Raw genomic sequence first — 10,221 nt, 5'->3', positions numbered from 1 at the left:
TACAATTTCAGGAGGTAGTGCTGTGATGACGGCTTCTTCCAGTAAAATAGGACTTTCATGCAGGGAGATCGTATCTAAACGGACGGATGGTTGCAAGGTCGTGACGGAGATATCCCTGAATATATCCTGATAGCCCATAAAAGAAATCTGGGTTATATAAGCGCCATGATCGACAGAGACAGAAAACGAGCCGTCTGTTTTGGAGGATAAACCGGTGACCAGCGTGCTGTCTTTTTGGTGAAGTATACGGATCGTGGCGGAGGATATGGGCTGAAGGTTTTCTGCGTCGATAATTTTCCCTGTAACCGTTCCCCTCTGGGGTGATTGTGCGGCCAACAGATGAGAACAAACAACCGTCAATATGAATATGATTGACCTTTTTTTCATCTATATTCGTGGTAGTGGATGAGCAATTATAGATATTTTTATTTATTAGCAAAAATATGGTTAAACCGAATGTGCTGCAAATGGAATAGATGAACCGCCGTTTTCTATCGATGAATAGGGCTAAAAATATGATGTATAGCCTTGTGGACGGTCGCGGTGATTTGTGATAGTAGGAGGCGTGCCCGGACTATTTTGTGGAATTCATGTTATTTTAACAACCAATCCCGCCTCTATTCCCGATCTTCTGTTGTACCTTTGGAAATTAAAAATTGAAAACGACGAATGTAAGTGTACTATTTCGATAAGCCAATACAGGGATAAAATTTGTTTTGCCTATGTCGAGCGCAGAAATAGTCTAATTTTATTGAAATAATGAACGAAAAAGAATATGAAACGAAACTGTTGAGTACGCCCTATCCGAAGCGGGACGCCTATGGCGCTCTCTCGATGCCCGTTTACCATGCGCTGGCTTATGAATTTTCGACTGCCGAAGAGATGGAAGCTGCTTTCAGCGGGCGGACGGAAGAACATACCTATTCCCGTGTCACTAACCCTACGGTGCAATATTTTGAAGAGCGGGTGAAGAGGGCTACCGGCGCTTATGGGGTTACCGCTCTCAATTCGGGTATGGCGGCAATCAGTAATACATTTATCACTCTGGCATGGAGCGGTAGTAATCTGGTCACTTCGCGCCACCTCTTCGGCAATACCTATTCCTTTTTCGTGAAAACCTTGAATGCATTCGGCGTGGAGGTGCGGTTCTGTGATCTGACCAACCTGGAGGAGGTGGCTGAAGCTATCGATGAACGTACCTGCGGCCTGTTTGTGGAGGTGATCACCAATCCGCAGATGGAAGTAGCCGACCTGGAGCAGTTGGGCAGGATAGCCCACAATAAGCATGTGCCGCTGATTGCCGACACGACGATCGTTCCTTTTCCCATTTTTCGCGCCGTTGATTTCGGAGTGGACATCGAGGTGGTGTCGAGTACCAAATATATTTCGGGTGGAGCGACCAGTCTTGGGGGGTTGATCATTGATTACGGCCTGTTCGATCAATACCGGGCTCCCCTGCTACAAGCCCTTGCCGACTCATCGCGATCGCCATTCCACACCCGGTTACGCAAAGAAGTACACCGGAACCTGGGTGCTTACATGACACCCGAAGTAGCCTATGTACAATCTATCGGTTTAGAGACATTGCCGGTGCGTTTTGAAAGGCAGGCCGCCGCATGTAAGGAACTGGCCGGAAAATTACAATCGCTGCCGGAAATACAAGGCGTGAACTATACCGGATTAAAGGGCAATCCTTTTTATGAGGTGAGCAAAAAACAATTCGGAGATTATCCCGGCGCAATGCTCACTTTCGACCTGGAATCGAAAGAACGATGTTTCGGTTTCCTGAATAAACTCAAACTGATCCGCCGCGCCACCAACCTTTTCGACAACCGGTCGCTTATCATCCATCCGGCAAGTACCATTTTCGGGACATTTACCGCCGGACAGCGCGAAATGATGGATGTGAAAGAAACAACAATCCGATTGTCGGTAGGGTTGGAGAGCGTTGACAGTCTCTTTGGGGATATCCGTCAGGCATTGGCACGGTAATCACCCGATTTCCGGATTTATTCCGTTACAGGCGCATACTCTCCTTTCCCTACAACGGGTATTCATCGAACGCGTAAAGCAGGGTGGAGAGATAACGTTCTCCTGTGTCGGGCAATACTACCAGGATATTTTTTCCCTCGTTTTCGGCCTTTTGGGATAGTTGAAGAGCGGCATATGCTGCTGCCCCCGATGAGATCCCCACCAGCAACCCTTCTACTGAAGCCAGTATCCGGCTGGTGCGAATGGCATCATCATTGGTCACGGCGATCACCTGGTCCACAACAGAAGCATCGTAAGTTGCAGGGATGAAGCCGGCGCCGATTCCCTGGATCTTGTGGGGTCCGGGTGCACCACCGGAAAGTACGGGTGAGTCCGCAGGTTCCACTGCGACCACTTTGATATCGGGATTCAGCTCTTTCAGCCGTTTTCCTGCACCACTCGCAGTTCCGCCCGTCCCGATTCCGCTCACGAGGATATCTACTTGCCCACCGGTGTCCTGCCATATCTCTTCAGCCGTAGTGCTATAATGTATCCCCGGATTGGCGGGATTTTCGAATTGTTGCAGGATAACAGAACCGGGCAGGTCGGCCTGTAGTTGTGACGCTTTTGCAATGGCGCCTTTCATTCCTTCGGGACCGGGTGTTAATACCAGTTCGGCGCCGAGCGCTTTTAACAGGTTTCTCCTTTCGAGACTCATTGTTTCGGGCATGGTAAGGATAAGCCGGTATTTTTTGATGGAGGCTACAAATGCAAGTCCTATACCTGTGTTGCCGCTTGTGGGTTCGATAATGACCGAACCGGGTTCCAACAGCCCGTTCTTTTCGGCAGCCTCAACCATGGCCAGTGCAATGCGGTCTTTCACACTTCCCAGAGGATTAAAACTTTCCAGTTTTGCTATAAGATTGGCTTTGGCTCCTTCGGATTTTTCAAACCGGCTGAGTTTCAGTAAGGGGGTATTACCGATTAAATCTGTCAATTTCTCTGCTATTTTTGTCATAAGTATAAATATTAAAATTTACGACAAAAATAAAAGGTATTATTGAAGAGTGAAATAGCACATTCATGGTATTTTTGAACATCAGGTCCTTTCTATAATTTTCCAGATGGCCTCTACCCAAAAGTCATTGCTGTTCAGTGACGGGATGAAAGTGAGTTTTTCACCCCCTGCCTCCATAAATATTTTACGCGCTTCTATATCGATATCGTAGAGTGTTTCCATATTATCGACCGGAAAGCCCGGAGCGATCACGGCCACTTTCTTCCACCCCAGTTTGGGCAGATCGCCAATATCGGTGTTGAGAAAAGGATTCAACCAGTTTTTGCCCCTCTGTGAGGAATAGAAAAGGAATGTATCATGCGGATCGATATCCAGTTTTTCACAGAATAACCGGTTCGTTTCCTTCAATTGATAAACATAATCATACTCCTTTCCTTTTTTCCATCCGGCCTCTACCTGCGGCAGCGGGAGGCTGTGATAGGTGAATACCAGTTTATCGATATCTTCCAGGTAGGGTTTCGCATGCGATGTGAGTGCATGGATGAAAGCAGGATGGTTATAAAACGGCTCGGCAAATTTCAGCCTGAAAGAGTGGGGATGTCTGTAGAAGATATTTCCTGTCATTTCCTTCGATGTCTGAGTGGTAGATTGGGCATAATGAGGATATAACGGAAAAACAATTAACTCATGCAGTAACGGGCATTTTTTTTCCAGTTCCCGGAAGGCGGAAGTAATATCCGGCTCTCCGTAACGCATGGCGATCTCCACTGGAAGCCCCTTTTGTTCTTCCAGTTTTTGCGCTAATTTCCGCATGTGATAGACCAGGGGAGAGACAGGCGTCTCTTCGTTGTGCCAGATCAGTTTATATTTTTCAGAGACCCGCGATGCACTGCTTGGTGCGATGATATTTTTTGCGAGGAATGTTGACCACCATTCGGGTTTTCCCGTCAGAAACGGGTCTGAAAGCATGGCGCCGATAAATTCCTTTACGTCATTTTTTTCTGTGCTCGCAGGAGTTCCCACATTAATTAATAGTATACCTTTCATATCCGGGTTCCGGTTTATCTGTTCTGCATTCCATTTTTCACTTTCCACTCTCCACTCTCCACTCTCTACTCTCTACTCTCTACTCTCTACTCTCTACTCTCTACTCTCTACTCTCTACTCTTCTCTACTCTTCTCTTCTCTTCTCTTCTCTTCTCTTCTCTTCTCTTCTCTACTCTACTCTTCTCTTCTCTTCTCTTCTCTACTCTTCTCTACTCTTCTCTACTCGGTCTTCCTTATTCCACATAAGTCTCCAGCAATTCGGAAAATTCATCCGGTATAATCGTCACCGATTGCGTATCTGCCGGAATAAGCATCGATTCCCCCTGGCGGATAATTTCGCTGTTTCCTTTATCATCTTTTACAGTGCAGTGGCCCGCCATGCAGATGTAAATTACGAACGAATCGAGTGTGGTATAATCCCGTTTCATCGGGCTATCTATTTCCAGGAGTTGGGTAGTGAAATAGGGAGATGTGACTAATTTAACGGGATGGTTTATGTTGTTGTCGTAATTTGTTTTATATGAGTCATATACTTTGAAATCGATAGCATCTTTTGCCAGTTCGGTATGGAGTTCGCGGCTATTTCCGGCGGCATCTTTACGGTTATAATCATAAATCCGGTAGGTGATATCGGATGTCTGCTGAATCTCGGCGATAAAGCATCCCGCGCCGATAGCGTGCACACGTCCCGCAGGGAGATAAAAAACATCTCCGGCCTTCACATCGTATTTCTTGAGTTTATCGGTGAAAGTATTGTTCTTTACAGTCTCCGGATATTCTTCGGGTGTAATGCTTTCTTGGAAGCCGGAATAAAGGAATGCTCCCGGCGCCGCGTTGATGACGTACCACATCTCGGTTTTTCCGAAGGAGCCATGCCGCTCTTTTGCCAGCGCATCATCAGGATGAACCTGAATGGAAAGGTCGTCACGGGCGTCGATGAATTTAATAAGCAGGGGAAAAGTATTTCCGAATTTTTGATATACTTTTTTCCCGACCAGTTCCTCTCCGCAACGGCTGAGCAATTCATCGAGCGATGTGCCGGCTAAATGGCCGTTGGAGATATGGGAAATGTTGCCAGGCACACCCGAAATTTCCCAGCTCTCGCCGATGCCCTCCCTGAGAGGTTCTATCTTTTTGAAGCGGCAGATATCCGATCCGCCCCAGATAACCGGTTTAAGGATAGGTTCGAATTTAAACGGGTAAAGCGTACCGTTATTGATTGATGCATTCCCTGTTGTATTGTGGGTATTGTTGGCCATATGATTATTTATATTGTTATACGATTATTTTATTTATATAATGGTGTATGTAACACCAGAACCAAGACCTGATGAGATTGAATAATATTGATTGGTCATTGGCACATTAGTTTTATTGGCACATTAACTATCATACTCGTTTCATTACTATGGCTGTTCGGGCAGGCAGATAAAGTTGCAGCCACCCTTTGTTATCCTTGGCATAGAGCGGATCGTACATTGTGAAATGATGGAGGGTATCGTCGTTCAGTCCGAAACCTCCGAACTGTTGGTTGTCCGTATCGAGCGCGATCTCATATTCGCCTGCGGGAACCAGGATACCGTAGTCGCTGTACGATTTCTGCGGGTTGAAATTATAGACAAAGAGCAGTTCTTTCCGCATATATGCCAAAATGTTATCATTGTCATTATCCCAGATCTTCACTAACGGAAATGCCTGAAAATCGGTAACAGACCTGATGAGCCGTATCATCGCCTTGTCGAAATCCCCCAGGTAATGGTACTTCAGGTTGCGGTCGTCTGCCAGATTCCATTGTCGGCGGGCATATTTATAAGACCAGTGATTGCCTTCCCGGGGGAAATCGATCCATTCGGGATGCCCGAATTCATTCCCCATAAAATTGAGATAACCTCCGTTGATGGTGGTTGCCGTTACCAGGCGGATCATCTTATGTAGTGCGATACCTCGGTCTACGGCATAGGAACTGGTCGTCAGTTTCGACATGAACCAGTACATATCGGAATCGATCAGCCTGAAAATAATGGTTTTATCGCCCACCAACGCCTGATCGTGGCTCTCCACGTAGGAAATGGTTTTTTCATCGGCGCGGCGGTTGGTCGTTTCCCACCAGATGGTGGTAGGATGCCACTGTTCGTCTCTCTTCTCCTTGATCGTTTTGATCCAGAAGTCGGGGATATTCATGGCCATGCGATAGTCGAATCCATAGCCTCCCGATTGTATATCCAATGCCAGGCCGGGCATACCGCTTACCTCTTCGGCAATGGTGATAGCCTGGGGATTTACTTCATGGATAAGCTGATTGGCGAGGGTAAGGTAACAAATGGCGTCCGGATCCTGATGCCCGTTATAGTAGTCGCCGTATGAACTGAAATTTTCGCCCAGGCCATGGCTGTAGTACAGCATCGAGGTAACGCCGTCGAACCGGAATCCGTCGAACCGGAACTCTTCAAGCCAATATTTACAGTTGGAAAGGAGGAAGTGCAGCACTTCGTTTTTTCCGTAATCAAAGCAGAGCGAATCCCAGGCCTGATGGATCCTTCTGCCCGGATCCCGGGGGAAATAGAGATCGTAGCTTCCGTCCATCCGCGCTATACCCTCTGTTTCATTCTTCACAGCGTGTGAATGGACGATATCCATAATGACGGCAATGCCCATCCCGTGCGCCGTGTCGATCAGTTCGCGCAGTTCCTCGGGCGTACCGTTCCGGGAGGAGGGTGCGAAAAAGCTGGAAACATGATAGCCGAACGAGCCGTAGTAAGGATGTTCCTGGATAGCCATGATCTGGATGGCGTTGTATCCGTTTTCTTTTACCCGGGGCAGTATATTTTCCCTGAATTCGTTGTAGCTACCCACTTTCTCTTCCGCCGTAGACATACCTATATGGGTTTCATAGATGAGCAGGGGTGAACAATCCGGTTTAAAACCCGTATGTTGGAAGATGTATCCGTTTTCAGGTTCCCACACCTGTGCGCTGAAGATCAGCGTCTGCCTGTCCTGCACCACACGCCTGCACCACGCCGGAATTCGTTCTCCCGAACCTCCTTCCCAACTTACGTGCAGCTTATAAAGGTCTTCGTGGTGAATGTATCCGGCTGGTATTTTTACTTCCCAAACGCCATTGCCCTTCCGTTTCAGACGGAATGATTCCTGCCGCTGCCAATCGTTGAAGGTACCCACAAGAAAAATCTCCGCAGCATTCGGAGCCCATTCGCGAAATACCCACCCATCACCTGTTTTATGTAACCCGAAATAGAGGTAACCACTCGCGAAATCGGAGAGGGTGGTCCTGCCTTCCCGGGTGAGGTCCGACAGCCGTTTCAGATAAAAATTATGGCGTCCTTTAATTGCTTCGGCATAGGGATTGAGCCAGTGATCGTTCTTAATGATGTTAAGCATTGTCTGAATGAGAATAAAAAGGAACTAAGTCACAGCTACCTTTATAATGATTTTTTTAGTCTCTCCTTCACCTATCAGAGGAGCATGTCCATCTTCCGGCGAAAAGATCACAAACTCACCGGGCATAAGGGTTACAAATGTCGAGGGTTTGTCGTCGAAAAACTCAATATCATTGGTTACATCATAACCCTCTTTTGGTTGTGACAGCGATGAGAGGGATTTCCATCCGAACGTTTCTGCTTTCGCAACCGGTATCTGTATATCAATAAACTTTTTATGTGTTTCGAGTTTTGCTTCCCCGGCCGTTTTCAGCTTTGTTTCAACGACAGAAGCCTTCAACAGATTTCCTTCGATTTCCGTTATACCGGTCTCCGCATTGTTGATATCAAGCTGCCTGATAAATTCGAAAGCTTTTTCAAAAAGCGGATGCAGGCTGGAATAGTTGGCTGCATTCACAAGGTTGTCAACAATCATTGTTCTTTTTGTTAAATATGAATCCAATTGGACAAAGATAAGAAATTGTAAATATTTCTCTCAATTTTTGACAGTAAAAAAGCGTACGCAAAATAAAATTGAGAAAAATGCATATCTTTGCAATTCAAGTTTAACAAACAGATATCTTAGTAATGAAACGAATTTTTTCGGTTATTTTTTTTATTATTTTTATTTTTACGGGACAGTTACCTGCACAGAATTCGGAGGTTACCTGCGGCCTTGGTTTTACATTTGAAATCAGTGAGGATAAAAGCTGGGGATACAAAGAGCCTGTTATTGTGGATATTACTCCCGGTTCCCCGGCCGAAAGGGCAGGACTGAAACTGAACGATATTATCCTCTCTGTAAATCATAACGGAACCTATCTGAAATCATATCAAACCATCCTGTCGTGGTTCAACCAGGATCCGCACAAAATGAACGTTGCCATCCGTAATTTCAAACATGCTTTTAAAGAGATTACTATCGAAAAGGATTGCCGCCACGTTAACGCGATCACCGAAGCACAGCTGGCGCCCGTATTTGCATTTTACAGTCTGGAAGATGTGCAGAACAGGCGTTTTTTGATACCGGTAAAAACAACTGTCAATGAAAGTGCGCTCTTTCACAATTACCGCACATTCGCTTTTTCCCCTTCCAGTGAAAGTACGCGGCAGTTTGATGAGCGGATCAACGCTATTTTTATCCGCGCTTTGGCCGAGGTGGGGCTGCAATATGATCCGGGTGATCCCGATTTTATCATCCAGACCTATTATAATTACCAGAATAATCCCATGTACAAGGTTGGTTCACCCACTTACGGGAGTTACCAGCCGGTCTGGCGATTCGATATAAGGAGCAACAGAATGGTGAAAATCCCCGTGTATGATCCTTCTGAAGCGGTTCGGGTGGATGATATCGCCTATAATCTTGAGTTTGGGTACCGGTTCTATGACAGGAAATTTATTGAAGCGGGGGAAATGATGCTGATCTGGGAAAGTGAAGTAAAGGAACGGCTGAGCAGCCATTACGACCTGATCGATTATCTGGAAATGAATCTCTCGCTTCTGCTGAAGAAGTTCCCGAATCCGGGAAATAAATCGTTCGGTACTTATCAGGTGAACTATCTGAAATACAACTATACCGGCATCGGATACAATATGAATGACCTCAAGACCGTCGTATCCGTAGACCCCGGCTCTCCGGCCGCAAGGGCGGGTATTTTACCGGGAGATGTAGTGGTCAATATACAGGGACAGGATTTCGAGCACACTTCCCAGTCGCTTACAGAGGGATATCGTCGTTTTATCGCGGAAACTATGAACCTCAGGGATAAAAACAGCCGATATACCGACTCCAACGGTTTCAAAGATTGCATGTTCTGGGATGTAGGGCAGTATAATGCGGTGTCGACCGCTATATCCAATAACCGGCGATACAGGTCGGCATTTTCTTACCTGTTCAATTTTAACCAGTATATCGACTGGAATGCTCCTGTGGCCATTAATATAATTGTACAGCGAGACGGTAATGAGATGAATTTTGCAGTAACTCCGCAAATTGTCACCAGTTCGCATATTCTGGTATATTAGAATTCCAAATCCGATATCCCAATTCCCCGATTTCAGACTTCTGATTCCCGATGCGGAAGATCGGGCCTACCAAGTGTCTGTTTTTGAATAGATTGATTTTTGGTCTCTGTGGACCGGAAAATAACGGGTAAAAAAATATTCAAAAAGTCGGAGAAATATTTGGAAGTTATTCTCCGGAATTACTATCTTTGTAGCCCTTTCGCGCAAAAAGCGCGGTCATTATAGAGATAATGAAACAAGCAGATTGAAACGAAGTAAGTGTACCCATTGGAAATCAGTTCCTTTGTTTCGAATGCGAAAAAATATTGAAAAAACTTTTGAAAAAGTTTTGGAGTTCAAAAAAAACTCTCTATCTTTGCACCCGCTTTCAGGAAACAACTATTCCGGGGAGCGGAAAGCCAAAAGCGATCTTTAGGTATTTACATACACGTTTTTTAAAAGACAAAGCAGAGTATACAATGAACCCAGGTTTCCGGGGGGGGCGGTGTTTTATGCGTCCTTCGGCCGGCAGACCGGGGTTACAATGGTACCCGTTCAATAAAGGATACAGGAAAAAAAGAATGAATCGTGAATCCGGGGGCGAGGGGATACGGATCTTTTCAGGGTTGTTTGTTTTGCCGGCCTGCGGCAGCGCCGCGGGGTGGGGGGAGTTTCAAGGAAACAAGAAAAAACAAATATACAACGAAGAGTTTGATCCTGGCTCAGGATGAACGCTAGCGATAG

The 10,221-nt window shown here is 46.1% G+C and carries 9 protein-coding genes; 3 read left to right on the top strand and 6 right to left on the bottom strand.

All coding sequences use genetic code 11. The features are described 5' to 3' along the window. A partial coding sequence (locus tag Q0502_RS06590) for a carboxypeptidase-like regulatory domain-containing protein (RefSeq protein WP_298648711.1) occupies positions 1 to 387 on the bottom strand: 387 nt, incomplete at its 3' end. Between the two features lie 372 nt (positions 388 to 759). On the opposite strand from Q0502_RS06590, the gene Q0502_RS06585 reads away from it, so the two are divergent. After that, complete coding sequence (locus Q0502_RS06585; RefSeq protein WP_298648709.1) at positions 760 to 1,992, top strand: PLP-dependent transferase; 1,233 nt, start codon at positions 760 to 762, stop codon at positions 1,990 to 1,992. A 49-nt stretch (positions 1,993 to 2,041) separates the two neighbouring features. On the opposite strand, the gene cysK is transcribed toward Q0502_RS06585, so the two are convergent. From cysK to Q0502_RS06560, 5 genes are all read right to left on the bottom strand, one after another. After that, on the bottom strand, positions 2,042 to 2,989 hold the full coding sequence (cysK, locus tag Q0502_RS06580; protein ID WP_298648706.1) for a cysteine synthase A: 948 nt from the start codon (positions 2,987 to 2,989) through the stop codon (positions 2,042 to 2,044). Positions 2,990 to 3,070: 81 nt separating this feature from the next. Further along, the gene (gene hemH, locus Q0502_RS06575) at positions 3,071 to 4,036 is read right to left on the bottom strand and encodes a ferrochelatase (protein WP_298648703.1); all 966 of its coding nucleotides are present in this window, start codon (positions 4,034 to 4,036) and stop codon (positions 3,071 to 3,073) included. A 233-nt stretch (positions 4,037 to 4,269) separates the two neighbouring features. Then, positions 4,270 to 5,295 (bottom strand): type I phosphomannose isomerase catalytic subunit, encoded by a 1,026-nt coding sequence (locus tag Q0502_RS06570; RefSeq protein ID WP_298648700.1) that lies wholly within the window; start codon positions 5,293 to 5,295, stop codon positions 4,270 to 4,272. 130 nt (positions 5,296 to 5,425) lie between these two features. Continuing rightward, positions 5,426 to 7,432, bottom strand: a complete 2,007-nt coding sequence (locus Q0502_RS06565; protein ID WP_298648697.1) for an alpha amylase C-terminal domain-containing protein — start codon at positions 7,430 to 7,432, stop codon at positions 5,426 to 5,428. 24 nt (positions 7,433 to 7,456) lie between these two features. Beyond that, complete coding sequence (locus Q0502_RS06560) at positions 7,457 to 7,906, bottom strand: YhcH/YjgK/YiaL family protein (RefSeq protein ID WP_298648694.1); 450 nt, start codon at positions 7,904 to 7,906, stop codon at positions 7,457 to 7,459. Positions 7,907 to 8,058: 152 nt separating this feature from the next. On the opposite strand from Q0502_RS06560, the gene Q0502_RS06555 reads away from it, so the two are divergent. Continuing rightward, positions 8,059 to 9,498, top strand: coding sequence for a PDZ domain-containing protein (locus Q0502_RS06555; protein WP_298648692.1), 1,440 nt, complete (start codon positions 8,059 to 8,061; stop codon positions 9,496 to 9,498). Between the two features lie 458 nt (positions 9,499 to 9,956). Continuing rightward, a complete protein-coding gene (locus Q0502_RS06550; protein WP_298648689.1) occupies positions 9,957 to 10,208 on the top strand; it encodes a hypothetical protein in 252 nt (83 codons plus the stop codon). Positions 10,209 to 10,221: the final 13 nt, after the last annotated feature.

Origin of the sequence: uncultured Proteiniphilum sp., assembly GCF_937873925.1 — a bacterium.
In the GTDB taxonomy this organism is placed as follows: domain Bacteria; phylum Bacteroidota; class Bacteroidia; order Bacteroidales; family Dysgonomonadaceae; genus Proteiniphilum.
Note: the sequence above shows the minus strand (reverse complement) of the source record. Positions and strands in the feature narration are given on the sequence as shown.